This is a genomic window from Lachnoclostridium sp. An118 (genome assembly GCF_002160985.1).
Lineage (GTDB): Bacteria > Bacillota > Clostridia > Lachnospirales > Lachnospiraceae > Claveliimonas > Claveliimonas stercoravium.
In genome coordinates this window covers 42877-68326 of sequence record NZ_NFLQ01000007.1, presented here as the reverse complement: position 1 = coordinate 68326, position 25450 = coordinate 42877, and the positions used below count along the sequence as shown (strand labels likewise).

Below are 25450 nucleotides of genomic sequence, written 5' to 3'. Positions count from 1 at the left end.
AGCCCGGGCTCCCTACCTCCTTTTTATCTCATCCAGATAGGGGATCTCAATGGGGTCAATGGGATCCACCGGATTTTCGATCCTGCCCTTCTGCGTCCTCTTCCTCTTCCTCAGAAGAGCTCCGCCCTTGTTGTAAAACCAGAAGGAGTATGGCAGTATCTTGTTCATCCGGCCAAGCTTCTCCTTCGTCGTCTTGCCGTACAGAGTGCCGCCCGCCTCGATGGCCGCCTTCTCACGTATCAGCGTGATCAGCTCCGTCTCGCAGGTCACTCTCTGGGGCAGGACCGTATATCCCTTCCCCACACACTCGATCTTGTGGGAGTCGCTGCCGCCTATCCCCACCTTCTGGTACTTCTGCGCCAGCCTGGCCGCCCTGTCATTAGACTCCTCAGGCTCACAGGAGTTGAACACCTCGATAAAATCAAACCTCTTTATCGTCTCCGGAGATTTAAAATATTTTTTTGTGTTTGTAAAGCTCAGATATTTCTCTCCACAGGGATGCGCAGGTCCCAGTATCCCTCCGTGCCGATGCACAAAATCGATCAGCATCTGCACCGGCATGCCCTTCAGCTCCAGGAGACGCATCCTTACCCCCTCCGGCATGATGCAGATAATATGGCCCGCATCGCAGGTGTCATACTCGATCCCCTTCAGCACGACAAAGTCTTCATGCACCTTCCCCTTCATCTCATATTTCCAGTGCCTGTAGCCCTTGTACGTGTCATGGTCCGTGATGAGCATCCCGTCAAAGCCCTCCTGCTTGAGCTTTGTAATATAGTCATCCAAGCTTACCTTACTGTCAAGTGACCCTTCTTTTACATGACAATGCATATCCAGTTTCATCAGTAAGCCTCCTTTGCACTTTAATATGCCCTTTCGGCATGTTTTTATTATAGCACATCAGAGGGAGGAAACACAATGCACTGTCCTAATACTCCCTGGACATCCCCCTGCTCGAACCGTACATCATCGCCAGTCCCAGCAGGCAGACCGCCATATATACGGTCCCGTCCAGCCTGCAGTCCGCAAAGCCAAAGACCAGTGCTGCTCCAGCCGCCAAAATGAAACCGGCTCCCATCAATAAAATCCTGCTTACCCTGTACATAAAAGAACACCTCACTTCCTATGGGTATACCATAGCAGATGAGGTGTCCTATAAATCAGACTTGTTATCACTTGTCTTCCGCTTTTTCGACATCGTCCGGCTCTGTCAGGTCGTCCTCCAGCAGCATCCTTGCCTTCTCCACTTCCGTCTCCACCGACTTCTCCTCTTTCACAGCCTCAGAGAAGCGCTTTTCTCTCTTGCCGACCTCTCTGGACTTCATCATGAACTGTACGACCATTCCCAGTATCGCAAGGACCGCACATCCCGCGTATGTAATGAGGATATTCCGGTCAAGTCCGGTGAGTGCTGTCGCTGCCAGCCCCGCCATAATGCCTCCTCCTATGGAAGAGAAGACAATGATAATGGGGTCCATCAGTATGGCCGCGATCACTGCGAGTACCAGTCCCGCCCCCAGACATATGAGGTGGAAGGGAAGCGTGCCCGGTGCCAGGACCCATTCCAGTATCCCTGCTGTGAGGACTCCTATAAAGAGAAATCCGCCTACTCTTCTGAGGATCGCCCCGAGACAGGCGAATAAGACCATCCCCACGGCCGCCGCTGCCAGGACCACTGTCCCCTGCTGGCCGACAGCCAGAGCCAGGGCGGCTCCCGCCGCTGCCCCGATACAGATACCTGTTATGGCCGCCAGTACACGGATCAGCTTTAATCCAAAGAAACAGATGACAAGTCCCAGGGCCACAGCAGTAACAGCGGGAGCTATACTCCCCCGCATCATATCCTGCACGCTCTGTGCGACCTGCGCCGTCTCCCCATCGGCCAGTTGATTCATCATCGACATCAATTCGTCCATAACCTTCTCCTTTGTCCCTGTATTAATTATTCAGAAGTATTATATCATCTTTTTCTTTCTCTGTTAAGTACATTTTCCCTGTCAGCAGGAAACAGTAGAGACGGGCATCAATTTCATAATAAACTGACACCCGTCTCTACTTTACTGATTCAATCATTTTTCTTCCTTTCTCTACACATGTAGCAAAAAATGATTTCTTTTTATACTGACCATTCTTAATTTCATCGGATGACCTTTTCCTGTCTGCTATGAACTTCCTGTTACTAACATCTTATTACCCGATAAACTGATATCTCAAATAAAATCTTTTCTCAGTACTCTGGCTTTCAAGAATCAGTCTTTTTGGATTCCCTTAATGATGACCAGTATAGATAGTTTAATTTTTTGGCGGTCCGTACCTCCTTTTCTTAAACTATTGACTTTGGATTTCAGCTTCTGTCTGTAAATCTTTTTTTAATATGAATTCTTATTATCCAACTATAATAAGTTAATGATCATATTTTTTCAATCTACAGATATCGACTGTCCTTCAAAGCTAAAATAATAAACCTATAAAAAACTTTCTATATTCTGTTTTTTATCTCGTTTATTATTTTGTGACTTTATATTAACACTTATCACCGTATTTGTCAATATTTATTTTAAAAACATTTTACTTATCTTTTAATTTATTGTTATTTATAGAATATTCTGTCTACTTCTCACTGACAACCGACGCTCCCAAAGAGCAGCTTCCGATCCGGCCGCTGACACAGCAAAAAAAGAGGACGCAGGTCCCATACCCCGCGCCCTCTGTCTGTTATGCTCCTAGTAAGCCACAGAACCTGTATCTGTTCCGTTTACCACGTAGTAAACCGCACCCTCCTCTGGCTTTACATAGAGATCGATGGACTTGATGTCTCCCACTTTTTTACCGGAAGCCTTTGTCCAGCTCTTCTTTACGGCAGCTATCATATCCTTCTCTTCCACTTCTCTGCCCATGTACTGCACATAGGTCTTGACTTTGATCTCCTTTTTCGCCGCGGCTTTTTTGGCCGGAGCCTTCTTCTGTGCCGTCTTTTTCTCTGCCGCCTTAGCTTCGTCGGCCTTCTTCGCCGGTGCGGCGGCCTTCTTAGCAGTCTCCTCTTTGGCAGCTGTCTCTCTGGCAGGCTCTGCCTTAACAGCTTCCTTCTTTACAGCCTCTTTCGTATCAGCAGCTGCCGCAGCCTTCTGTGCCGCCGCAGTCACAACATCGGTTGATGCTTTGCTTACTGTCTTCTGTACACCAACTTTTGTCTTGGTATCTGCTGTCTTTCTTGTAGCCATTTCAATTCCTCCTAGATCTTACTGCTCACAATATTTTTTCTTTATGCCGTTCCCTTTTAAGTCGTCAATATTATATCACACTCTCGGGAAAATGCAATCTCTCCTGACTACTGCTGTGAAAACTGCCCAATATTCAGATTATTCCCTCTCTGGACTTAGTATTTCTGCCTATAAATATCCTGCGGTTTTTTACTATTTCGCAGTTGTTATGTAATTGCGGAGCACGGCCGCCACATTGCTGATAGGCATGGTCTGGAGCCATATCCGGCCCGGCCCGGTGATCACGGTGTTGAAAAATCCCTCGCCCCCGAAGAGCATGTTCTTCACACCCGGGACGCTCCGTATCTCCATGCTGCAGCTGGCTGTCATGCCTGCAAGATGTCCGGTGTCCACCACGATCTGCTGCCCTGCCTGGAGCTCGTACTCTACCACATGCCCGTCAAATTCCGCGAAGACCGTACCGTTTCCGCTGAATTTCTGCATGATAAATCCCTCACCGCCGAATAATCCGGCACCGACCTTCTTGTTAAAGAAAATGGACACATCCACTCCCGCCTCGCCTGCCAGGAACGCACTCTTCTGGAAGACCATCTCATTGCCCGGACTGATCTCGAAAGCACGGATAGACCCGGGAAAGCTGGAAGCAAAAGCGATCATGCCGGGACCTCCCATTGCTGTATAGTTGTTCTGGAAGATAGACTCACCGGAGAACATTCTCCCAAAGGCCTTCCCCACACCGCCGTTGGTAGATGTCTCCATCTTCATATTCGGGGACATCCAGGCCATGCCGCCGCCCTCTGTGATCATCTTCTCCCCGCCCTCCAGTTCACAGATGACTACTGGAAGCGTCTCGCCCTGAATTTGATATCTCATGATTTTTCCTCCTCATTTAATAAAGTATTCTGATTTCAGGATACTATCCGGCACTCCATTCTGTCAATATCAACTTTTCTTTTGTGGAGCGCCCGCTCCTGCCCGGAGGATACTCTCAGAGTTCCACCTCAAAGGGAAGGCGGTCCAGGATATCTCTCTGCACGTCTACCCCCGGGTAGGTCTCAATAAGCTTCAGTCCCTTGGGGGTCAGACGGAACACGCATCGCTCCGTCACGTACAGGACCTTCTGTCCGTTTGCAATAGCCCGTGCTGCCGAAAAGCTGACGCTTTTTACCCTTTCTACGAATTTGGGGACAGTCCCCTCTCGTTCAATGGTCACGGTCCCCTTTTTCTGAGAGACCTCCAGCCCTTTGGTATCAAAGGTCAGGCAGAACACTACCGTGGGCGTTTTGGCTGTGATGTTGGCAAATCCGCCGATTCCCGCAAAGGCGCCCGGTCCACGGTGGGCATTGACATTCCCCTGGCGGTCCACCTCCAGGGCTCCCATAAAGCATATGTCCAGCCCTCCGTTGTCGTACAGATCGAACTGGTTTGCCATGTCGTACACGGAGGCCGCCCCTATCATGGCTCCGAACGCCTCCCCCGAGACAGGAAAGCCTCCGATGCCTCCGGACTCAACGGTAAGAGTCACCATATCCAGCATGCCGTTTTTTCGGGCGTGTCTGGACACCATCTCCGGGATCCCGATCCCGATATTGACGATATCGTCCACCCGCAGCTCCTTGGCCGCCCTTCTGCCGATGATATTGCCGGCTGCGCTGTTGCCCCGCGTCTTTGCGGATACTGTGTCTATCTTCTCATTCCACGCGCTCCACTGCGCATAGGGGATCTCAAAGCTTCCTGTCAGCGCAGTGTAAGCCTCGTTCCTCTCCTCCGGCTCTACTACCACGATGGCGTCAACCAGGCAGCCCGGGATAATGGCATTCCTCGGCCTTGAGGGTGTGTCCACCAGCCGGTCCACCTGGACGATCACCCTGCCGTGGTTTGCCTTCACCGCCTGACAGATGGACAGGGCGTCGCCGGACATGAACATATCGTCAAAGGAAATATTTCCCTTCCTGTCCGCGGCAGTGCCCTTTATGAGAGCCACCGTGATCTTCGGCAGCTTGTAGTAGAGGAACTCCTCCCCGTCCACCTCCACGTATTTCACAAGAGAGTCGTCGATCGAGAGCCGGTTGATACCAGGTCCTTCCTTTCTCGGGTCTACAAAAATGTCGAGTCCCACCTTGGAGAGCGCCCCCGGCAGTCCCCCTGCCTGCGCGCGGATGGCGTGGGAGATACATCCAAGGGGCAGGTTATATGCCTCAAAGCGGTCCTCAAGCACCAGCTTCTTTGTGCTTAACATAGCTCCGAAATGTCCGCAGATCAGGCGGTCCACCGCGCCCTCCCGTATGTACCCCTCCGCGTTCCTGTTTTCGTCCCAGACGCCAAAGCCTGCGCTGGATATCATCGTCAGATGGCTGGGGGACTGCATCCTCTGGTATCTTCTGTACAGCGCCTCGTGGAGCTCTACCGGGTTCTCTATCCCCACAAACGAATTGACGCATATACAGTCCCCGTCCCGGATCAGGCGGATCGCCTCGTCAGCACTCATCACTTCATACATAACTACCATCCTCCTCGCAATAGGCCCGCAGGATCCTCTCGACTCCTGCATATGCAGTCCATTTTAGCAGAAGGGGCCCGCAAAGTCCAGCCACAGCCCCAAGGCTCCGTCTTCTCTCTTCTTTTATTCTGAGTACCGTATGCGGTCGATCAGGCTCATCTTCCGGAAGCTGCGGGAGACAGCACAGGTAAGGAGCACCTGGGTGAGCGCCACGACCAGAGCCAGGAGCACAGCCGGAAGAGCCGGGTAATGGTAGCTGGTCACATTCATGATATTTTCCGCCTTCATGTACCGGAAAACGCCGTAGCCCGCCAGGCTGCCGATACCCAGCGCCACCGCCAGGGTCCCCGCCGTGTAGAACAGGCCCTCCATCTGCATCATGCCCAGGAGCTGCCTTTCTGACAGACCGATGGCCTGCATCATGCCCAGCTCCTTCTTCCTTGTGTAGATGCTGTTGATCATGGTGTTCACAAGGTTCATGATACCGATAGCTCCCAGGACGATGAGGAAGGCATATCCGAGGAGGGCGATGATGCCCATGCCGCTCTCCCATGTCTGAAGATGGGTGTCGTAGGTGTCTGTGGCCAGGTAGGGGCTGATCTGTGCCATAGCATCCAACGCCTGGAAAGCCTCTTCTTTCTGTTCTTTGTCCACCGTGATGACCAAAGTCTGGCTCAGGTTGGCCGAAGTGAACCGGGCAAGAGACTCTGCAGGCAGAAGGAAGTTACCTCCGCAGATCCCCGATGGATATGCTCCCACCGCCGCGATCTCAAAGGTCCTCTCCACCGGTCCCTGCTCTGTCTCAAGGAGGAGCTTCACCTGGCTTCCCGCCGTCAGCTCCGGAAACCAGTGCTGCAGGCGCTGGTTCATGATGATCTTCTCACCCCTTTTCAGCTCCTCCCAGTCCGCCGTCCCCTCTGTGATGCCTGACAGGACAGCCTCCTTATAAGAATCCTCGTAGCCCTCCACGTTGGCCGTCGTGGCCTGCTCCTCCGGGTCCAGCTCCGGGAGACTGCCTGTCAGCCATGAGCGGACCTTCACCTCCTCCACGCCCGGGACAGAGCGCACCTCCTCTGCAAAGGCGGAGGAGAGGGGATTATCCTTCATGAGGCTGGCCCAGGCCCGGTCCGGGTTCATCTTGTCCCCCTCCCAGCTGTCCACGTAGATCTGGTAATCCCCCTCAAACTCCTGCCTGGCGATCTCCTTCGGCGATGCGCAGGAGAGGACTGTAGCCACAGCCATAAAAAGAATGCCGATGGAGCCCAGGGTAAGGACTGTGAGAACGGTCCGCCTCTTGTTTCTCCCCAGGTTGGTCCTTGTGAGTCTGGAGATATTCAGGCTCTCATATCCCCTCCTGTCCTTTTTCCGGCTGCTGCCGCCCTGATAGCGCATGGCCTCCACAGGGGAAACCCTGGCTGCCAGGCGCATGGGCTTTACGAGGGACAGCCAGACGGTGGCAAGGACCGCCAGGATGGTCAGCAGGTAGATCCACCAGCGAAGGATGGGGACCTGTCCCTTTTCCAGCAGCTCGACGCAGAGCTGGTGCATGCCCGGCTCCGTGTAGGCGGTCTCGACATTGTCCGCCATTTTATAGATAGTGAACAGCACCGGCCTGGCCAGGATACTGCCAAGAAGAAGACCGGCGGGAAGGGCTGCAAAGGCCACTGCCAGTCCTTCCCGGAACACGACCTGCCGCACCTGCCTCCTGGTGGCTCCCATGGCCCTGAGCCGCCCGTACTCCTGTATCTTGGGCACCATGGACACATAGTAGATGCTGTAGATACAGAGGACGCCGGCTGCGACCACCACCAGGATGATGGCCCCGATTCCGGTGTAAAGGCCCGGGTCCGTATAGTTGGCAAGAAGATAGGTGGTGTTGACAACTACATTGTCCCGGTCAACGCCAAAGTCCTCTCCCATCTCGCAGGCCTTCTCCTCCAGGGCGTCCACAGTCTCGATCCCATCCCCCTTCTCTTGGGTGTCCTTCAGCCGGAGCAGGACACGGTACGCCCTGTCTTCCGCAGGGACGGAGGCGCGCATATAGTCCAGGGAGCAGATGACGCCGTAGGCTTTGTTCTCCGGGTCTGTGTCCGTCTCAAGGAAACCGGTGATCCGGAAGGTGTCCTCCTGCTGCCACCCCAGACCTCCATCCTCCACCAGCTGAAAGGGCAAAGTCACCTGGTCTCCGATGCCGGCCTCCAGGCCGTACTCCGCAAGGAGCCCCCTGGAGAGGGCAATCTCCTTCCCCTCCCTGGGGAAATGTCCCTCCTCCAGCTCGATCTTGCTGAGACGAATCCCCTCCTCGTCCATGGCATAAAACCCAATGTCTGCGTCATCGTCCACGCCGTAGGCAAAATCCTCCCTCAGTCCCATGGCCTCGATCTCATTCTGGCTTTCCAGCCTCTGTACATTCTCCTCCGTCACGCCCCGGAACATGGCGTGGTAGGTGGGATAGTAGACATTGACGGCAGCCAGCTCCACAGATCCGGCAGCCATCCCTATGGTGATCGTAAAAAAAATAAGAAGAGTTGTCAGTAAAATAGCAAAACCGCTGATAAGGTTTCTCCCCCGATTCAGCTTCAGATTGGCAAGGGCTGTCTTTGTCACTGTCTTCATGCGCTCACCACCTTGCCATCCTCGATGAGGATCATCCGGTCCGCCATCTGGGCGATGGTCTCATCGTGGGTGATCATCACAAGGGTCTGCCCGTACTCGCTGACGCAGCTCTTTAAAAGGCTGATCACGTCCAGCTCGTTTTTGGAGTCCAGATTGCCTGTAGGCTCATCCGCTAAAATGATCGCCGGCCGCGCCGCCAGAGCCCTGGCGATGGCCGCCCGCTGCTGCTGTCCTCCAGACAGGGTGGAGGGCAGGGCGTGGAGCTTGTCCTCCATGCCGATCCGCCGGATGATGCCCATGACAAACTCCCGGTCCACCCGCCGGCCGTCCAGACCGATGGGGAGGACGATGTTCTCCCACACATTCAGGGACGGGACCAGATTGTAGCTCTGGAAGACAAACCCTATTTTCCTCCTGCGGAACACGGCCAGCCGCTCTTCCTTCAGTTTAAATATGTCTTTTCCCTCTATGAGGACTTTCCCGCTGTCCGGCCGGTCCAGTCCTCCCAGCATATGGAGCAGGGTGCTCTTCCCGGAACCGCTCCTGCCCACGATGGCGGTAAACTCGCCCCGCCGGATCGCAAGGTCCGTGTGATCGATGGCTTTGACCACGCTGCTGACGGACCCGTAATACTTTACCAGGTCGATGGTCTCTAATATTGGTTTCATATCTGTTCAGCCTCCTTTTTTCGACTCTGGTACCAGTATAGTATGCCCGGCTTACAGGACGCTTACAGGCTCCATAACAGAATTGTAAGGAAGGGTCACGATAAAATTGCTGCCCCCTCTCCTTCCCCGCTTTACACAGACGGTGCCTCCCTGGGCCTCCAGGATACGGCGGGCCAGGTAGAGTCCCACGCCGGCCCCCTCCCCCTCCTGAACCTGCCGGGCGTTTCCTCTGTAAAATCTCTGGAAGATCCGGTGGGCCTCCTCCTGGGGCACGCCTATGCCCTGGTCTTCAAATTCGATCATCACAGCCGAGGCCAGCCAGGAAACCCGCACTGTGACAGAGGTGTTCTCCGGGGAGTACTTCACCGCATTGTCCAGGATATTGACAAAGGCCTCCCTCGTCCACCTGGGGTCATGCGGGAGCCTTCGGTCCCTGAACTCCTCCAGGGACAGCTCTATGCCCCGGCGGAACGCCTTCATATAGACAGCTCCCACCGCCCCGGCGAGAGTCTGCCGCAGCTCCTCCATCCGCGGGCGGATCCGTATCATATCCGCCTCCAGCCTGGAGAGCTGGGTAAAGCTGTTCAGGAGCTCTTCCAGCTTTGCCACCTCCTGCAGCTCTCTGCCGGAGCACTCTCTCTTCTCCTCCTCGGTCAGCTCTGTGGTCTCCCTTAGCTCCAGGCTCATCCGCAGGGCCGCGACGGGGGTCTTGAGCTGGTGGGAAATGTCCGTCACCAGGGACTTTGTCTCCTGTTCCTCCCGGATAAGGCGCTCTTTTGTGCCCTCTTCCCGAAGCCGCAGCTCCCTCAGCTTCTCCTCCAGCCTCTCTCTGTCCTCCTCCGCCCTTCTCTGGGCCCGGAGGGCCAGCAGCGCCAACAGGGCAGAGACCGCCATCCCCGCCGCAAGAAGGCATCCGGCAAGGAAAAAATACCGGCGGACCGCCCTGTAGGCCCCGCCGTCCAGGGTGTCATAGCCGTACTTTTCCAGGATCTGCGCTCCCAGGCCGGAGGCATCGCCCGGGGCATCCCCGCCCATGATCCGGGCATAGCGGTCCTCATACTCCGGGTGCTCCCTCACAAGAGCCCCCAGCTTCTGCTGCTCCTCCTCCTTCACGGCCTCCCCGGCTGTATGGAGGAGTCCTCCCAGCGCCAGCAGTACAAGAAAGAGCAGCCCCGCAGGCAGGGCTACTCTCTGAAGCTTTCTTCTGTCCATATATAGCCAATCCCCCTTACATTCTGAATATAGCTGCCCCCGAGCTTTCCCTTGAGGCGGCTGATGTTGACAGGTACTGTGTTGTCGTCCACAAACTGTCCCTCCACGCCCCACACCCGCTCCAGTATCTGCTCCTTTGTGAGGATCTGGCAGGCATTCTCCATCAGGAGCAGGAGGAGCTGCAGTTCTTTTTTGCTCAGGGGGACCGGCTCCGCTCCCCCCTCCGGCCTCTGCCGGAAGGCCTTCATCTCCCGCAGGGAGAGGAGGATATCGCCGGAGACGATGCGGGAGGCGGGAGCCTCCCTGGTCCTCCGCATGAAAGCGTGGACTTTGGAGACAAGCACCATAAGGCTGAAGGGCTTGGTCATGTAGTCGTCCGCCCCCAGGTCGTAGGCCGTCACCATGTCGATCTCTGAGTCCAGGGCTGTCAGGAACAGGATGTACACATCGCTGACCCGGCGCACTCTCCTGCAGAAATCCAGCCCGCTGCCGTCCGGCAGGCCCACGTCGCAGATGAGGAGGTCCCAGGCGGCAGAGTCAAAAAGTTCTTCTGCCTCCTCCAGCGAGAAGGCAGAAGAAACGCGGTATCCTTCTTTTTTCAGTTTCAGTGTGATGCCCTGGTTCAGGCTCTCATCATCCTCAACAAGCAGTATACTCTTCACGGATATCCTCTCCTAAAACGTCCACTCTTTTTCCTTAAATCCCACAAGGACCCGTTCCCCGTCTATGAGGAGGGGCCTCTTGACCAGCATGCCGTCGCCTGCCAGGAGGCGTATCTGCTCCTCCTCGCTCATGTCCGGGAGCCTGTCCTTCAGTCCCAGCTCCCTGTATTTCATGCCGCTTGTGTTAAAAAATCTCTTCGCCGGCAGGCCGCTCATCCGGATCCACTCTGTCAGTTCCTCCTCCGTGGGATTGTCCTCCACAATGTGCCGGTCCTGGAACGCGATCCCTGCGTCCTCCAGGTGTTTTTTGGCCCGTCTGCATGTGCTGCATTTTGGATATTCAATAAAAAGCATGTGTGTCTATCTCCTTTTTGTCTTATTTCTGCCTTGTGCGGTACATGGCCTCCAGCGCGTCCACGATCCCGTCCACGCCCATGAGGCTGGCGTTAAAGAGGATCTGGTGGGACTCGATGCTGCCCCAGGGTCTCTGCGCATGGGTCTCATAGTAGAGCCTCCTCTCCCTGTCGGTCCGTTTGATCTTGTCCCATGCCTGCTTCTCGTTCAGCTTGTAAATCCTGGATATCCTGCGTATCCGGTCCTCCTTGAAGGCGTGGATGAACACATGGATACAGCTGCTGTAGTCTCCCAGTACATAGTCCGCGCACCTGCCCACGATGACGCAGGAGCCCCGGGCGGCCAGCTTCTTCACAAGCTCTGTCTGCACCCGGTACATCTGCTCGCTCAGGGGCTCCACGTTTTCTCCGCTCATAAAGGTCGTGTAATCCCCCAGGCTCACCACATAGGAGGACAGGAACCTGCCAAGAGCCGTCTCGTTGATATTCTCCGCAGCCTCATTGCTGATACCGAGCTCCTGGGCCGCCATATGGATCAGATTTTTGTCGTAGAGGGGGATATCCAGCCTCTGGGCCAGCTTGTTCCCAATCTCATGGCCGCCGCTCCCAAACTGACGTCCGATGGTTATGATGGTATGGTCTGTCATATGGATCAGCTCCTTTCTTTATCTTCTGTCTTTATTATACTTCACACGGAGAGGATAAGCAAAAGATTTTAGTGCTTCCAGCGCACATGACTGCCCTTTTTTGTCTTGGTGACTACAAGCTGCCTGTCAATGCTCTCTTTCAGCTCTGTCACGTGGGAGATGATGCCGATCATCCGGTCTGAGCCTGCCAGCTCACTGAGCACTCCTATAGCCTGCTCCCTGGAATAATCATCCAGAGAGCCAAAGCCCTCGTCCACGAACATGGCCTTCATCTGGATGCCCCCGGCGCTGCGTGATATGACGTCCGCCATGCCAAGCGCCATGGCCAGCGCGGCCATAAACGACTCCCCTCCGGAGAGGGTGCGCACATCCCGGATCTTCCCTGTGTCCAGACTGTACACGTCCAGATCCAGCCCCACGCTGCCACGGTTGCCAAGCTGCTCCATGGAGCGGCACCGCAGGATAAAGTTCCCGCCTGTCATGGCTTCCAGCCTCCGGTTGGCAAAGGTAATGATCTGCTGGAAATAGCGGCGCTGTACATACGATTCGAAATCGATCTTGGGCCGTCCGGGGAGGGAGCCCCCTGCGGTCTGGTCCAGGAGGCGCAGCCTTGCGCAGCGCTCTTTGAGCTTTCTGTTCTTTTCGTAGATTTTTTTCAGATGCTCCCGCACATCCTTGTTGTTCTCATTTTTGCTGTACCATCTTCTCTGCTCCTGCTCTGCGGCCTGCCTTCTCTCATCCAGGCCAGCTTTTTGCTCTGTCAGTCCCTGGGTCTCCACAGGCCGTTTCCCCTCCAGCTGTTCTTCCAGGGTCTTGACCCGGGCATCGGCCTCTATGCATTTCTGCCGGTACGCCTCCTGACTTTTCTCCAGCTCTTCCTTTTCTTCCTCCGCAAGAAGACTGCCCCGGCACTGGTCTTCCGTCTCAAAAGAAGAGACTGCCAGAGCCTTCTGCGCCTCCAGGGCAAGCGCTTCCTCCTGTGCTTCCGCCTGTTCCTTCTGTGCCTGCCGGGCTTTCTTTTCTCCTTCCGCCTGGCTGACCGCCTGTTCCAACAGGCGCAGCCTGTCACCGGCAAGGGCCGCTTTCTTTTGCTGCTCCTCCTGCCGGGCGTAGCAGGCGGCCTGCTCTTCCGTGAGGGACTGCCTCTTCTTTTCCAGCTCCTCCCACTGTCTGACCTGCTCCCTGGCCTCCTCCTTTTTCCTCCGGCATTCCTGCAGCTCCCTCTCTCTTATGGTTTCTTCTCTGTCCAGGATGGGCTCCGGCCCCTCTCCCTCAAATGAAAACGCCTCCCCCACCACATTTTTCCCTTCTGTGAGGAGCCCCTGCAGGCAGGCGGCGCAGTGCTGTCCCGCCTCCAGAAGCTGCTGCTGTCTTCTGTCTTTCTCCTTTTCCGCCTCGTCCCTTCGCTTCCTGGCCGCCTTCACCTCCGCCTGATCCGGTGCACGGTCCGGCAGAGGAGCGGGGGCAGGATGGTTGAAAGATCCGCACACAGGGCAGGCAACTCCCTCCCGCAGGTCCTTTGCCAGAATACCTGCCTGGGCCTGAAGGAACGCGTCGTTGCAGGCCAGGTAGGCGTCGGCAGCCTGCTGGTAGTCCCTCCTGCTCTTCTCAAAAGCCTGTGCGCAGATATCCCTTTTTGTCTCCTCCTCCCGAAGGAGCGGCAGCCTTTTCCTCAGCTCCTCCAGACTCTTCTTTCTGTCTTTTGCCGCTTCTTCCTGGCTCTCCCACTTCTGGAGTGCAGCGCGGCTTCCGGCAAGCCGGGCCGCCTGGTCTGTCACCTGAGTGATCTGCCCGGTCAGGACCTGGTACTCCTTCCGGCAGCGCTGCTCTTCCAAAAGGGCTGTCTCCCGGCTCTTTACCAGCTCTTTTTTCTGCTGGCCTGCCTGGCGGATCTTCTCCGCCGTCTCCCGGATCTCTTTTTCCAGCAGTGCTTTCTGCCGGCCTGCCTCTTCCCGCTTTTTGAAAGTCTCGCAGACCAGGCGGGCCTCCCGGCTGCGCTCCAGCCGACGCTGCCGCTCCTCCACGGCAGAGGCATTTTCCAAAAGAGCGGCGCGCCCTTTTCTTGCTTCCTCCAGATAGTCAAACCGTCTGTTCAGCTCCTGAGCCACCGCCAGGTCCCGGTTCACCTTCTCCAGCTCCTTGTCAAGTTCCCCGATCTGCCTCTTGGCAGCCTCCTCCCGGGATTTCCCGTATTGCAGGATCAGCCGGACCGCCTCCAGTCTCTCCTCCGGCAGGGCCGCGCTCTCCAGCCTGCCAAGCAGGCTCTCTTCTTCCGGGCAGAAGAGGCGGGCCATCTCCTGATCCTCCTGCCTCTCCATATCCTTCATCTGTCCCCCGAGATCGCCGGCCTCCTCACGGAGCCTTTGCTGCATCCGGGCGTAAAGATCTGTCTGAAAGATCCTGGAGAAGATCTCCTTCCTCTCATCGGAGCGGGCAGACAGAAGTTTCAGGAACTCTCCCTGGGCGATCATAACCGTCTGGGTGAACTGTCCCGCGTCCAGGCCGATGATCTCCACGATCTTCCGGTTGGTCTCCGCCTTTTTCCCCGGATATTCCGTGCCGTCAGGCAGAAAAAGGGTGACCGCTGACCGCTCCAGAGTCCGTTTTCTCTCTCCATCTTTCCCCCTTCTTTTGCTTGCCCTCTCGTATTCCGGACTCCGCATGATCCTATAGTCCTGCCCCTTGTACTGAAAGGAAAATTCCACAAAAGTGGGGGTGTCCTCCGCCGCATACTGGCTGCGCATCATCCGTCCATCCCTTCGCCCTCCGCTTGTCTGGTCGTAGAGCGCGTAGGTGATGGCATCAAAAATGGTGGTCTTCCCGGCTCCCGTGTCCCCGGTCACAAGAAAGATACCTGGCCCTGCCTGTGAAAAGTCAATCTCTTCTCTCCCCGCATAGGAGCCGAAAGCCGACATAACCAGCCGCTGTGGAATCATTCTATCCCCTCCTTAAACATCTCTCTCATGATCGATTCTTCCTCCCTGTCCATAGGGCGGCCCTGCATCTCCTCAAAGAACTGTCCAAACACTTCCAGAGGATCCGCAAGGTCTAAATCCGGCTCCTGTGTCCCCTCCTCCCCATTCAGCCGGGCCCGGAGACTTTCCATCCGCACCTGGAGCAGCCTTGGAAAAATGCACTCCAGCTGGTCTGCCGGCTCATAGAGAGCCTTCTCATCTGTCAGCGTGACGCTCACATAGTCCTGACGGATCTCCTCCCCGGCGCCGGCAAGGACCTCCTCAAGCGTCCCCTTAATCTCCCGCACCTCATGCAGGGGCTCGAGTGGGATCTCTGTGCGCACAGGGGGCGTGCCCTTCTCTTTCAGCTCCACTATGGTCAGCGTCTTCTGATCTCTACTCTCAGACACAGAGTATTTCAGAGGCGTCCCGCAGTACCAGGCAGGCCCTTCCCCCACCTGCTGCCTTCTGTGGATATGCCCCAGGGCGCAGTAGTCAAAGTCCGCCAGAGCCGAGATATCCACATTGTCCAATCCTCCCACACGGACACTCTCCGACCCGGCAGCCAGAGGAGGAACCCCTGCCGCTGTATAGAACTGGTGGGTGACAATGACATTTCTCACCGAAGTGTCGATCTGCTCCCTCTCCACAAGTCCCCGGACCGCCCCGTCGTAGTCTTCCGGCGCCTGGCCCTGGGGAAAGGCAGGGCGCACATAACCGGGCTTTACGAAGGGGAGAAGGTAGAAGCACACTTCTCCGTAGGCATCCTGCAGCGTCACCTTTTTCATCCGTTCTTCCTCCCTGGCAGGGGGCATGCCGGCCACGTGGATGTGCTGCCTTCCAAGGATGGCACTGGCATAGTCCAGGCGCTCCGCCGAGTCATGGTTCCCGGCAATGGCCAGCACCGGGATGGCTGGCCGGATGTCCGCCAGTCTGGTGAGGAACCAGTCAAAGAGGGAGACTGCCTCAGCGGAGGGAACAGACCGGTCATAGATGTCCCCGGCAATGACAATGGCATCCGGCCTCTGTTCTTCCGCCGCGTCAGCGATCCGTGAGAGGATGTATCTCTGGTCTTCTTTCAGATCATAATAATGCAGGTGTTTCCCGATATGAAGATCGGATATATGAAAAAAACGCATACTGTACGTTCCTCCTTCCTGTCTTGGCGGCCATCTGTAAGGGCTGCGATGTGGTTATTGTACCATATTCTGCCCGTCATGCCCAAAAGATCCGCAAAAATATCTGCCACAAAATATCTCTTTTTCTCCGCCCTTGCGGCCTGCGCAGCTTTCCTGTATAATGAAAAAACTGATCAACTACGAAAGAAGGGATTCTATGAAAATCATCAAACAGGTGGGGATCATTTTTCTGATCTGCTGGCTGGGCCTGGTCATTGAGGCGGCTCTTCCTTTTTCTTTTCCTGCCAGCATCATCGGAATGATCCTCCTTTTTGTCTGTCTGCTCTTTGGTATCTTAAAGATTGAGCATATACAGGAAAAATCAGATTTTCTCCTGTCCAACATGGCCTTTTTCTTTGTGCCTGCCGGAGTCAGTATCATCAACTATCTGGATCTGTTAAAGAGCAGCCTGCTGCCCATCCTTGTCATCTGCGTGGCGTCCACCTTTATCACGTTCGCTGTGACAGCCTGGAGCATCCGGCTGACCATGCGGCTGATGAACAGGAGGAAAGGATCATGAAAGAAATATTTTCCTCCCCGTTTTTTGGCATTTCCTTAAGCATCCTGGCCTTCTGGGCCGGAGAAAAATTGCAGAAGAAGACAAAGCTGACTGCCTGCAGCCCGCTGCTTGTAGCCATTGTGCTGATCATCGGTGTTCTCCTTCTCTTTGACATACCCTATGAGGCCTACAATGAGGGCGGGCAGATCATCAACATGTTTCTGGCGCCGGCCACAGCCTGCCTGGCTGTGTCCATTTACACAAGGATCAGGCTGCTGAAGAAGCACTGGCTCCCTATCCTGGTAGGCTGCACCTGCGGCTCCCTGGCTTCCATGGGAAGCATTTACCTGATGTGCACACTCTTCCACCTGGACGAGAAGATCACGCTGTCACTGCTGTCCAAGTCAGTTACCACCCCCATTGCCGTCAGCATCACAGAGCGGTTCTCCGGCGTGGTCCCTGTTACAGTGGTGGCCGTTCTCATCACCGGCACACTGGGAAGCATACTGGCACCCTTCTTTGTCCGTCTCTTCCGGGTGAAGGATCCCCTGGAAGCAGGGCTTGCCATCGGGGCCTGCAGCCACGCAGTGGGTACATCAAAGGCTCTGGAGATAGGGGAGACGGAAGGAGCCATGAGCGGACTTGCCATCGGAATCTGCGGCATCATCACCGTCATTTTCTCACTTTTTATATGAGGATCTTCTTTGATATTAAAAAAGGACACAGCCGGCTTCTGCCAGGATATGGCAGCGCCGGCTGTGTCCTTTTTTCAGTTCTTTTCCAGATGTGACATCTGCAGATGCGTTTAGATGTGCTGTCGACATAAGAAATATTAACATAAGGCTTTATGTCGCACAAGTAGGTTTCGCGAAATGCGTCATTTTGTGTCGATTAGGCACTTTTTTCAAACTGTGAATTGTACAGTTCCGCATAGAAACCGTTCTTGGCAAGGAGTTCTTCATGACTTCCCTGCTCAATGATATCCCCGTCTTTCATAACAAGGATCAGGTCAGCGTCCCGGATCGTAGACAGTCTGTGAGCTATGATAAAGCTGGTCCTTCCCTGCATGAGATTGTCCATGGCTTTCTGGATCCGCACTTCTGTCCTGGTATCCACCGAACTCGTGGCCTCATCCAGGATGAGGATCTTCGGATCAGCCAGGATGGCTCTGGCAATGGTGAGGAGCTGCTTCTGTCCCTGGGACACATTGCTCGCCTCCTCGTTGAGCACCATGTCATAACCTCCCGGAAGTGTCTGCACAAAACGGTGCACATAGGCTGCTTTCGCCGCCTCCACCACCTCCTCGTGGGTAGCGTCCAGTTTGCCGTAACGGATATTCTCCTCGATGGAGCCGTTGAAAAGCCAGGTATCCTGGAGCACCATGCCAAACATACTGCGAAGATCCGCCCGGTTGAACTCCCGGAGGTCGTGTCCGTCTATCTTGATGGATCCGCTGTTCACATCATAGAAGCGCATAAGCAGCTTCACCATAGTTGTCTTCCCGGCACCAGTGGGTCCCACGATGGCGATCTTCTGTCCCGGCTCTACCTTTGCGTTGAAGTCATTGATGATAATGTGATCCGGGTTGTAGCCAAAGTGTACATGCTCAAATTCCACCCGCCCCTCCAGATTGTCTGTGGTCACTGGATCCGCCACGGTCTGCTCTTCTTCCTCTTCATCCAGGAACTCAAAGACCCTCTCGGAGGCCGCCGCTGTGGACTGGAGCATGTTGGCCACCTGAGCCACCTGCTGGATGGGCTGTGTAAACTGGCGCACATACTGGATAAAGGACTGGATATCTCCTACCTGGATAGCATTTCTGATCACCAGATATCCGCCCAGGATGGACACTGCCACATACCCCAGGTTGCCCACGAACTGCATGATGGGCATCATCATGCCGGAGAAAAACTGGGATTTCCAGGCTGACTGGTAGAGGACTGCATTTGTATCATTGAATGTCTTGATAATGTCCTCTTCTTTATTAAATGCCTTGACAATATTGTGTCCGCTGTACACTTCCTCCACCTGGCCGTTGATATGGCCCAGATACTCCTGCTGATCTTTGAAGTACCGCTGTGAATGCTTCACGATCACAGAGATCAGGCACATGGACAGGGGAAGGATCAAAAGGGCAATGACCGTCATCAGAGGGCTGATGCTGAGCATCATCACAAGGACGCCTATGATGGTGGTCACTGAGGTGATCACCTGGGTGGCGCTCTGGTTCAGGCTCTGCCCCAGTGTGTCCACATCGTTGGTGATGCGGGAGAGGATCTCGCCGTGGGTCATTGTGTCAAAATATTTCACAGGCATGCGGTTTATCTTCTCAGAAATTTCTTTCCGCAGCCGGTACGTCATTTTCTGGGAGATCCCTGTCATAATGTACCCCTGTATGAAGGAGAGCGCTGCGCTGACTACATAGAGAGACAGCGCGCTTAAAAGGATCCGTCCCACCTTTCCAAAATCAATGCCGTCTCCGCCGGACACGCGGCTCACAAGGCCGTTGAAGATCTCTGTAGTGGCATTTCCCAGTATCTTTGGTCCGATAATGTTGAAGGCTGTTCCTCCCACCGCAAAGAGCATGACAAAGAGGATCGCGATCTTATAGCTTCCCATATACGCCATCAGCTTCTTCATAGTGCCTTTAAAGTCTTTTGCCTTCTCTCCCGGCATCATGTGTCTTCCGCCGCCCATATGTCCGTGTCTTTTTGTCTGTCTTGTCTCTGCCATATCAGACCGCCTCCTTCATGTCTCGTTCCAGTTCTTCCTCCGAAAGCTGGGAGGACGTGATCTGGTAGTACGCCTCACAGTTTTTCAGAAGCTCCCTGTGTGTTCCTATGCCCGCGATCTTTCCGTCATCCAGGACAATGATCTGCTCCGCATGGAGGATCGTGCTGATCCTCTGGGCCACGATGATGACCGCCGCCTCTTTTGTCTTCCTGGCAAGGGCCGCCCGGACAGCCGCGTCAGTCTTGTAATCCAGCGCAGAAAAGCTGTCGTCAAAAATGAAGACTCTGGGATGTTTTGCGATGGCTCTCGCAATGGAAAGCCTCTGCTTCTGTCCGCCGGACACATTGGATCCGCCCTGGGAGATGGGACTTTCATATCTCTTTTTCTTATTGTCAATAAATTCTGTAGCCTGGGCGATCTGAGCCGCCTCTTCCATTTCCTCCCTGGATCCTTCCGGATTGCCGTAGAGGATGTTGGAGGCTATATCGCCGGAGAACAGCACACCCTTCTGGGGCACGTAGCCGAGCTGGGCCCGGAGGTCATGCTGGGTAAGACTGCGGATGTCATGGCCGTCCAGGGTGATCTTGCCCTCCGTCACGTCATAGAACCTGGGGATCAGGTTCACCAGGGTGGATTTTCCGCTTCCTGTGCTTCCTATGATCGCTGTGGTCTGACCCGGCTTTGCGGTAAAGTTCAGATCCTGGAGCACATCCTCCTCTGCTCCCGGGTACCGGAAGGAAACGTGATCAAAGCAGATCTCGCCTCTGCAGTCTTCCAGCTTCTCCGGCTGTTCCGGGTCATTGATCGCTGTGGAGCTGCGCAGCACTTCATCTACACGCTCTGCAGAGACAGCCGCTCTTGGCAGCATGACAGAGATCATACAGATCATAAGGAAGGCCATGATGATCTGCATCGTGTACTGGATAAAGGCCATCATGTCTCCAACCTGCATGGCACCATCATTGACGCTGTGGGCACCTGTCCAGACGATCAGCACGGAGATACCGTTCATCACAAGCATCATGACAGGCATCATAAAGGTCATGGCCCGGTTGACAAACAAGTTCAGCCTGGTCAGGTCCTTGTTGGCCTTGTCAAACCGTTCCTCCTCGTATTTCTCGGTGCCGAAAGCCCGGATAACCTGCAGGCCTGTCAGGATCTCTCTGGACACAAGGTTCAGACGGTCCACCATTTTCTGAACGATCTTGAATTTCGGCATAACGACAAGGAAGAGCACGATCACTACCATGAGGATCAGCGCCACTCCAAGGGCAATGATCCAGGTCATGGACACATTTGTATGCAGCACTTTCCAGATTCCTCCCACTGCCATGATGGGGGCGTACAGCACCATCCTGAGGATCATAACTGTCAGCATCTGGATCTGCTGGATATCGTTTGTGCTCCTGGTAATGAGGGAGGCTGTGGAAAATTTATCGAATTCCCCATTGGAAAATCCCACCACTTTCTGGAATACTTTTCCTCTGGCTTCCCGGCCCACACTGGCCGCCACGCGGGATGCCATAAGGCCTACCGTGATGCTGGCCAGCATACCGAGGGCTGCCAGCGCCAGCATTTTTCCTCCTGTGACAAGGATATAATTCGTCTGCATGGCATCCATATCCATGCCCAGCTCTTCATAGGCAGACTGGATGTACAGAGTGGCCGCCTGCTCCACCATGGTGTCGGGCATGCTGTCCATGCCCTCATCCATCTGGGCGATCACCTGGTCCCTTGCGCTGTCGTCCATCATTCCCAGCATATCAAATATGGTCATATCCGACAGATCCGCACCGGCCATGGCATCGGGCATTGTCCCGGCATCCGCGCCGCCGGCCTGGTCCCGGGTGGCCTGAGGCGCCATCTGCTGCTGCGCCTGCTGCATCTGGGCTTCCATCTGCTGGCGCATGGTCTCCTCCATGGCCCTGGAGGCGTCGCTGCCGCTCTCGAATCCGGAAGCCAGCAGCATGGGTTTTCCCATGATATCTGACAGGTCTTCCAGCTCCTCTGTGCTGTCTTTTATACTTTCTTTAAGTTCAAGGACTGTGCCGCTATAGTCATAGTCCTTCCCATCTGCCTCCTGGTAGGCCTCTCTCACGGTCTCCTGGTCGTCAGAGGGAATAAAAAGAAGCAGACGCTCAAACTCATCCGAGGCGATCTGCTCCGGCACGCTCTCATCCACGCCTCCCTGCTGGATTCCCACATTTACGATATCCGACGTGTAGGTCGGAAGGGACAGGTCACACCAGGCCTGCACGATCAGCACACACAGGATAGCCAGCACGGCGCCTGCGTGGGGCTTCAGAAATTTTATTAGCTTTCCCATAAATATTTGTCACTCCTTTTCTGCTCTGGGCTAAAAATTCTTTTCCGGATGTAACCGGCGCAGGACCTCACTCAAGTCCATATCCTTCAATTCTTTTGACTCCATGACGTTCTCCTCGATCTGCATGAGGAACCGACGGAGGAGAAGCTTCTCCTCCTCCCGGAAGTCCTGGAGCATGATCTCCTCGGTCTTGCGGAAGAGCTGCTTCAGGTCTTCTATGCGGCTCCTTCCTGTGTCCGTCAGATGGATACGGGTCTTTCTCTGGTCGTTCGGATCAGGTTCCTTTTTGACCAGCCCCTTCTCCTCCATCTTCCGGAGGGCCACATTCATAGAGGGCGGCGTGATGCCGGCCCGTCCCGAGAGCTGACGCTGGGTCAGATTGCCGTACCGGCTCAGGATAAACAGGATCGCCGCCTGGCCCATGTTCATGTCAAATCGTTCCAGAAGAGAAATCGTCTGGTATTTCAGCAAATGCGCACTCCTCATCATAAGCATCTGAAGAGGCATGTTTCTGCCATCCAAATATCAACACCTCACTTTTCGTTAGTTGTCTAACGGATATTTTAGAGATATGCCTATATAAAGTCAACATACAAAGATAAATATTTATCCTTTTTTAATAATTTTCCATAAAAATTCATTTTGCAGACTAATAAAAAAACGCAATTTGGGACGTAATACTTTTAAAAAGTATTACGTCCCAAATTATACAACCGGCGGATCCTCTCTTCGATGCCGTGTTCTGTTATGTACTGGTACACATACTTGGGGACCAGATGTTCCCACTCCTGGCCCGTGGCAATGCAGCTGCGGATCCAGGTTCCCGTGACACCGCACTCTTCTTTGCTGCGGCGCCACAGCACTTCCGTCTTCAGGTCGAGCCCCTTCAGGATCTTCAGCTTTTCCTCGTCCCAGCCGTCGCAGATGCCCAGATAGTAGACTCCGTCGGAGGGCGTGTACTGGGTGATGTACTCGGGGCGGTGGATGGGAAACGGGACGATCTCGTAGGCAGTCAGGGGCACGTTGAACTCCTCCATGGCTCCCTGTATCATCTCATAGCGCTCCAGATAGGTCAGCGGATTGGCCGCCGGCGTGGAGCGTATCTCGTCGTTGACCGACTCCCGGACACAGGAGGGGTCCGGGTTGGTGATCCCGATATACAGTTTCTGGCAGCGCATCTTCGCGGCCAGGATATACTCAATATGCTTCAGATGCGGGATCTGGAATCTCGCGTTTACAACTCCTTTTTCAACCATAACAAACCTCTTTCGTAAAATATAATGCAAACACAAAGTCAGTAACTGTAAACTTGTTCTTTCTCTGCAGATGTACTAAAATGATACCAGCATTGATCACAGGAGGTATCATTGATATGTCAAATCAGACGGACCAGGCATTCCTTGAAAGTGCCCTCTCGTTTTTCCCCCATCTTTCTTCTGCAGAGAAAAATCTGCTCCTGCAGAATACGGCAGCTGTCTCCTATAAAAAAGAATCATCCATCCACCGGGCCGACTACAAATGCCTGGGGCTGCTCCTTGTAAAGAGCGGCTCTCTCCGGGTCTACATCATGTCCGAGGACGGCCGGGAGATCACGCTTTACCGGATCTATCCCGGCGAGCTGTGCATCCTGTCCGCCTCCTGCGTTCTCTCCTCCATCACTTTTGACGTGTATATTGACGCAGTGGAGGACAGCCAGGTGCTCCAGGTCAGCTCCTCTGTCATCTCCCTGCTGATGCACGACAACATCTACGTGGAAGCCTTTGCCAACAGGGCAGCAGCCGAGCGCTTCTCGGACGTCATGTGGGCCATGCAGCAGATCCTCTTCATGAGCTTTGACAGACGCCTTGCCATCTTCCTCCTGGATGAGTCCGCCTCCCTTGGCACGGACAGGCTCCCCCTCACCCATGAGCAGATCGCGAAACTGATGGGGAGCGCCCGCGAGGTGGTGACCCGGATGCTGAAATATTTCTCTCAGGAGGGCTATGTGGCTCTCTCAAGGGGATGCGTCACTCTTCTCGACAAAAAAGCGCTCCGAAAACTGGCAGATACGCAGCCATAACAGGCATTTTGCTTCCGGGAAATCTTCCTATCCTCTTCTATTCATAAGTCTTCATAGCGGCCTCCACAGCCTGGATGATCGCTGTGCGGAAGCCCGCCTTCTCAAGAGCTACCACACCCCGGATAGTGGTGCCGCCCGGGGAGCACACATCGTCCTTCATCTGACCCGGATGTTTGCCCTGATGGAGCATCAGTTTCCCGGTCCCTGCGATCATGCCTGCAGCCAGCTCATAGGCCTGGGGCCTGGTAAGCCCGTACATAACTCCTGCATCTCCCAGCGCTTCGATAAACATGCTGGCAAAGGCAGGGCCGCATCCGCTTATGGTGTTGGCGATATTGACCTTCCCTGTCTCCACTTCTACAGCCATGCCGATGTCAGACAGAAGGGAGAGGAAAAACGCATGCTCCCCCTCTGTGAGGGAATGCTTCTTCTCGCAGGTGTAAATCCCCTCCCCCACTGCCGCCGGGGTGCTTGGGATGGCCGTGATGTGGTGGTTGCCTGGCCCCAGCATCTCCTCAAAGTCGTCGAACATGACGCCTGCCGCCACGGACCAGAGGATTTTCCCCGCAAGAAGGCCCTTCACGGGCTCCAGCACAGCCCCGGCCATCCAGGGCTTCACCGCCAGCACCACGATATCCGCCTGCTCCACCACCTCTTGGCTGTCCCGGCAGGCTTTCATGCCTCGTTTTTCTGTGTTCTTTTTCAATTTTTCATAGTTCACCGCGCAGGCACACATCTGGGACGGCTTCAATGTATGGGTATACAAAAACCCGTCCGCAATGGCCTGGCCCATATTTCCAAATCCAATAAATCCGATCTTTACCTCTTCTCTTGTCATGTCAGACCCCCTGTACATATAGCTTTTCCCTCAATAGGACGCTTCTATTTTTTTGATCTTCTCATATAAAAATGTATTGGCAGGTACAGGTATCCCGTGCCTGGCAGCCATGGGGATCACAGTCCCTGCAAACATCTCCACCTCCGAGGGACGCCTGGAGACACCGTCCTGGCGCATGGAGGGCATTCCCTCCGGAGAGAGCGTGCGAAGAATGGCTATGTACTCGTCAAGGTCTGTCTCAGTCAGATGGATCCCCTCCGCGTTTGCAAGGGCGATCACCTCTCTCATGGCAGCCAGCATGGTCTCATTTGCCTCGCTTCCCTCTCTAAGAGCGCCCCCATAGTTGGTCTCATAGGCCATACAGGTCTGGTTCACGCCCACGTTCAGCATGAATTTTCCCCACAGACGGTGCAGGATATCCTCCTCCAGCGTATATGGCATCTGTATCTCATCAAAATAAGATGCCACACGAGCCAGATTTTCCTGCTGGCAGGCGTCCTCCGCCCCGATGCGCAGTTCACCCTTCTTTGTATAGGTCAGCTTATTTCCGAACTTCATGGCATCCATGCCCTGCGCCACTGTGTCGATGAGGTGGTCATGTCCGTACCTTTCTCCAATGATCTTCTCGCTGCTGATGCCGTTCATCACAGAGAGGATCACCGTGTCCTTTCCCACACAGTTTTTCATGGTGTCCAGAGCGCCTGCAAGTCCATTGTACTTGACTGCCACAATGACAAGATCTGCCGGTGAAACATCCTGGCAGCACTCCATCCGAAACGTCTTCTCCTGCCCGTTGCAGACAAACACGGTGCCCTCATATTTTTCGTATCTCTCCCGGTCCATGACAAAGGAGACACTCTCCGGTCCTTTTGCGGATGCGATCTGATCCGCGTAGAGAAGGCCCAGCGCCCCCATTCCTATGATCGCTGTTTTCTCTATCATCCCTGCATTCCTCCTGCGCTGTCTGTAAAATTCCTTCAGGAT

Annotated in this window: 23 protein-coding genes; 3 read left to right on the top strand and 20 right to left on the bottom strand. The window is 54.7% G+C overall.

Annotated features, from left to right (window positions below; all coding sequences use genetic code 11):
* Nucleotides 1-12: 12 nt before the first annotated feature.
* The 14 genes from B5E62_RS07915 to B5E62_RS07855 form a co-directional block, all read right to left on the bottom strand.
* Nucleotides 13-843 carry a PHP domain-containing protein gene (locus tag B5E62_RS07915; RefSeq protein WP_087174083.1) on the bottom strand — a complete coding sequence of 277 codons (831 nt, stop codon included), beginning with the start codon at nucleotides 841-843 and terminating at the stop codon, nucleotides 13-15.
* An 85-nt stretch (nucleotides 844-928) separates the two neighbouring features.
* Complete coding sequence (locus B5E62_RS16905; RefSeq protein WP_162610280.1) at nucleotides 929-1105, bottom strand: hypothetical protein; 177 nt, start codon at nucleotides 1103-1105, stop codon at nucleotides 929-931.
* A gap of 67 nt (nucleotides 1106-1172) precedes the next feature.
* Nucleotides 1173-1898: a transmembrane protein gene (locus B5E62_RS07910; protein ID WP_087174082.1), complete on the bottom strand. Its 726-nt coding sequence runs from the start codon at nucleotides 1896-1898 to the stop codon at nucleotides 1173-1175.
* 825 nt (nucleotides 1899-2723) lie between these two features.
* On the bottom strand, nucleotides 2724-3221 hold the full coding sequence (locus B5E62_RS07905; protein WP_087174081.1) for a DUF6465 family protein: 498 nt from the start codon (nucleotides 3219-3221) through the stop codon (nucleotides 2724-2726).
* A 192-nt stretch (nucleotides 3222-3413) separates the two neighbouring features.
* Complete coding sequence (locus B5E62_RS07900; protein WP_087174080.1) at nucleotides 3414-4094, bottom strand: TIGR00266 family protein; 681 nt, start codon at nucleotides 4092-4094, stop codon at nucleotides 3414-3416.
* A 115-nt stretch (nucleotides 4095-4209) separates the two neighbouring features.
* Nucleotides 4210-5721 (bottom strand): CoA-transferase, encoded by a 1512-nt coding sequence (locus B5E62_RS07895; protein ID WP_087174079.1) that lies wholly within the window; start codon nucleotides 5719-5721, stop codon nucleotides 4210-4212.
* A gap of 123 nt (nucleotides 5722-5844) precedes the next feature.
* Nucleotides 5845-8337 (bottom strand): ABC transporter permease, encoded by a 2493-nt coding sequence (locus B5E62_RS07890; RefSeq protein WP_087174078.1) that lies wholly within the window; start codon nucleotides 8335-8337, stop codon nucleotides 5845-5847.
* On the bottom strand, nucleotides 8334-9005 hold the full coding sequence (locus tag B5E62_RS07885; RefSeq protein ID WP_087174077.1) for an ABC transporter ATP-binding protein: 672 nt from the start codon (nucleotides 9003-9005) through the stop codon (nucleotides 8334-8336). Before B5E62_RS07885 ends, B5E62_RS07890 begins: the two co-directional genes overlap by 4 nt.
* Nucleotides 9006-9056: 51 nt before the next feature.
* Complete coding sequence (locus B5E62_RS07880) at nucleotides 9057-10217, bottom strand: sensor histidine kinase (protein ID WP_087174076.1); 1161 nt, start codon at nucleotides 10215-10217, stop codon at nucleotides 9057-9059.
* Nucleotides 10190-10879, bottom strand: coding sequence for a response regulator transcription factor (locus B5E62_RS07875; protein ID WP_087174075.1), 690 nt, complete (start codon nucleotides 10877-10879; stop codon nucleotides 10190-10192). Before B5E62_RS07875 ends, B5E62_RS07880 begins: the two co-directional genes overlap by 28 nt.
* Nucleotides 10880-10891: 12 nt before the next feature.
* The gene (locus tag B5E62_RS07870) at nucleotides 10892-11233 is read right to left on the bottom strand and encodes an arsenate reductase family protein (RefSeq protein ID WP_033126732.1); all 342 of its coding nucleotides are present in this window, start codon (nucleotides 11231-11233) and stop codon (nucleotides 10892-10894) included.
* Between the two features lie 22 nt (nucleotides 11234-11255).
* A complete protein-coding gene (locus B5E62_RS07865; protein ID WP_087174074.1) occupies nucleotides 11256-11879 on the bottom strand; it encodes a cytidylate kinase-like family protein in 624 nt (207 codons plus the stop codon).
* 68 nt (nucleotides 11880-11947) lie between these two features.
* Complete coding sequence (locus B5E62_RS07860; protein ID WP_087174073.1) at nucleotides 11948-14815, bottom strand: AAA family ATPase; 2868 nt, start codon at nucleotides 14813-14815, stop codon at nucleotides 11948-11950.
* Nucleotides 14812-15972: an exonuclease SbcCD subunit D gene (locus B5E62_RS07855; protein WP_087174072.1), complete on the bottom strand. Its 1161-nt coding sequence runs from the start codon at nucleotides 15970-15972 to the stop codon at nucleotides 14812-14814. The genes B5E62_RS07860 and B5E62_RS07855 overlap by 4 nt, the downstream gene beginning before the upstream one ends.
* Before the next feature lie 196 nt (nucleotides 15973-16168).
* Here B5E62_RS07855 and B5E62_RS07850 point away from each other — a divergent pair, with 196 nt between their 5' ends.
* Together B5E62_RS07850 and B5E62_RS07845 are read left to right on the top strand one after the other, a co-directional pair.
* Nucleotides 16169-16531: a CidA/LrgA family protein gene (locus tag B5E62_RS07850; RefSeq protein WP_076776714.1), complete on the top strand. Its 363-nt coding sequence runs from the start codon at nucleotides 16169-16171 to the stop codon at nucleotides 16529-16531.
* Nucleotides 16528-17205, top strand: a complete 678-nt coding sequence (locus tag B5E62_RS07845; RefSeq protein ID WP_087174071.1) for an LrgB family protein — start codon at nucleotides 16528-16530, stop codon at nucleotides 17203-17205. Before B5E62_RS07850 ends, B5E62_RS07845 begins: the two co-directional genes overlap by 4 nt.
* 196 nt (nucleotides 17206-17401) lie before the next feature.
* Here the strand turns inward: B5E62_RS07845 and B5E62_RS07840 are convergent, their stop codons facing one another.
* The 4 genes from B5E62_RS07840 to B5E62_RS07825 form a co-directional block, all read right to left on the bottom strand.
* A complete protein-coding gene (locus tag B5E62_RS07840; RefSeq protein ID WP_087174070.1) occupies nucleotides 17402-19243 on the bottom strand; it encodes an ABC transporter ATP-binding protein in 1842 nt (613 codons plus the stop codon).
* Between the two features lies 1 nt (nucleotide 19244).
* The gene (locus tag B5E62_RS07835; protein WP_087174069.1) at nucleotides 19245-21569 is read right to left on the bottom strand and encodes an ABC transporter ATP-binding protein; all 2325 of its coding nucleotides are present in this window, start codon (nucleotides 21567-21569) and stop codon (nucleotides 19245-19247) included.
* Between the two features lie 30 nt (nucleotides 21570-21599).
* Nucleotides 21600-22040: a MarR family winged helix-turn-helix transcriptional regulator gene (locus B5E62_RS07830; protein WP_157888390.1), complete on the bottom strand. Its 441-nt coding sequence runs from the start codon at nucleotides 22038-22040 to the stop codon at nucleotides 21600-21602.
* A 212-nt stretch (nucleotides 22041-22252) separates the two neighbouring features.
* Nucleotides 22253-22825: a nicotinate-nucleotide adenylyltransferase gene (locus tag B5E62_RS07825; protein ID WP_087174067.1), complete on the bottom strand. Its 573-nt coding sequence runs from the start codon at nucleotides 22823-22825 to the stop codon at nucleotides 22253-22255.
* A gap of 116 nt (nucleotides 22826-22941) precedes the next feature.
* On the opposite strand from B5E62_RS07825, the gene B5E62_RS07820 reads away from it, so the two are divergent.
* Nucleotides 22942-23628 carry a Crp/Fnr family transcriptional regulator gene (locus tag B5E62_RS07820; RefSeq protein ID WP_087174066.1) on the top strand — a complete coding sequence of 229 codons (687 nt, stop codon included), beginning with the start codon at nucleotides 22942-22944 and terminating at the stop codon, nucleotides 23626-23628.
* Between the two features lie 37 nt (nucleotides 23629-23665).
* Here the strand turns inward: B5E62_RS07820 and proC are convergent, their stop codons facing one another.
* Nucleotides 23666-24466: a pyrroline-5-carboxylate reductase gene (proC, locus tag B5E62_RS07815; RefSeq protein WP_087174145.1), complete on the bottom strand. Its 801-nt coding sequence runs from the start codon at nucleotides 24464-24466 to the stop codon at nucleotides 23666-23668.
* Nucleotides 24467-24496: 30 nt separating this feature from the next.
* Nucleotides 24497-25408, bottom strand: a complete 912-nt coding sequence (locus B5E62_RS07810; RefSeq protein ID WP_087174144.1) for a ketopantoate reductase family protein — start codon at nucleotides 25406-25408, stop codon at nucleotides 24497-24499.
* Nucleotides 25409-25450: the final 42 nt, after the last annotated feature.